Source organism: Gilliamella intestini, assembly GCF_900094935.1.
Taxonomy (GTDB): Bacteria; Pseudomonadota; Gammaproteobacteria; order Enterobacterales; family Orbaceae; genus Gilliamella; species Gilliamella intestini.
The window spans coordinates 1-1,445 of the sequence record NZ_FMBA01000104.1 but is presented as its reverse complement, the minus strand read 5'-3'; the positions used below and the strand labels follow the sequence as shown (position 1 = coordinate 1,445).

The 1,445-nt window shown below is 33.8% G+C and carries 1 protein-coding gene; it reads right to left on the bottom strand.

Going from position 1 to position 1,445, the window contains the following annotated elements; all coding sequences use genetic code 11:
* Positions 1 to 126: 126 nt before the first annotated feature.
* On the bottom strand, positions 127 to 1,119 hold the full coding sequence (gene asnA / locus GA0061080_RS12230; protein ID WP_091126238.1) for an aspartate--ammonia ligase: 993 nt from the start codon (positions 1,117 to 1,119) through the stop codon (positions 127 to 129).
* Between the last annotated feature and the right edge of the window lie 326 nt (positions 1,120 to 1,445).

The window sequence follows — 1,445 nt, the reverse complement described above, 5'->3', positions numbered from 1 at the left end:
GTTTTTTTAGCATAGAAGAATTCCTCTTATAATGGACTCCTCTCTATTAGATCAAAGAACTCGCCAAAAAGCGAGTTCTTTGTCATCAATCTGAGGGCTAAATGCCCTATTTTTGTAGGAAGGCAATTATAGCAAATCGCTGTAATTTGCTTTTACCTCATCACTCCAAACACTTGCTTGCACTTGCCCAATGTGCTTTTGTTGTAAAAGTAACATGACCAAGCGTGATTGCCCAATTCCTCCTCCAATTGTTTGTAGTAGCTCACCATTGATTAAAGCTTTATGCCAACTATATTCTAGTCGTGATTGGTCATTAGTGATGTTTAACTGACGTTTTAGTGCTTCTGGATTAACGCGAATCCCCATTGATGAAATTTCAAATGCACTGCCTAATATAGGATTCCAAACCAAAATATCGCCGTTTAAGCCTTTAGACCCCATTTCGTTGTCAGAACTCCAATCATCATAATCGGGTGCTCTAATATCATGTCTTTCATTATTAGACAATTTGCCACCAATTCCAATTAAAAAAACAGCGCCTAGCTCTTTAGAAATAGCATTTTCTCGTTCTTTTGGCGAAAGATTTGGGTAACGTTTTAATAGCTGCTCACTCTCCATAAATGTAATAGATTCTGGTAAAAAACGTGATAAATGGTACCTTTCAGATACTGCTTTTTCAGTGGTTTTGATAGCTAAATAAATTTTTTCAACGGTTTGTTTTAAATAAGTTAATGTACGATCTTCAGGGCGTATTACTTTTTCCCAGTCCCATTGATCCACATAAACCGAATGAATTGGTGACAGTTGATCTTCATCAGGCCGTAATGCTTTCATGTTGGTGTATAAACCTTCTCCAACTTGAAAGTGATGATCACTTAAAATTTTACGCTTCCATTTAGCAAGAGAGTGAACGACTTCAAATTGAGAATTAGGAATAGCTTTAACTTTGACTTGTACTGCATTTTCTTTTCCTGACAAATTATCTTGAATACCATCACCGACTAGACTTAATATAGGTGCTTGTATTTCAATAAGCGATAAATTTGCTGCCAATTGCTCAGAAAAAAATTGTTTTACAAAATTTATGCGTTGCTGCTGATCTCTAAAAGATATCGTCATGTTTACTCTTTAATTATTTATTAATCAGAATACCTAAATTAAACTAGAAAATGAAAATATGCAAGTTAGAACAATCAGTGCTTTTTAAATATATATATGGAATTATTCTAATAAGATATTTTATTCAACCTGATCATTTTTTGTGTGAAATAAGCCAAGGTAAAGCGATGTTAGCCTGTATAATGTAGCGTTATATTAGGCGTAATTTCTTGTACCAAGATCGTTAAATTGTTAAAAATTTTTATGTAGGTGTTAGGGCGTGTTGATCTTTCGTAATTATTTTTTAGACGGCATAATGTGAGTTATAATCATTCTGCAAAAAACAA

Coding starts and splice junctions, on each gene's coding strand:
- asnA (WP_091126238.1), bottom strand. CDS start 1,119: ATGACGATATCTTTTAGAGATCAGCAGCAACGCATAAATTTTGTAAAA.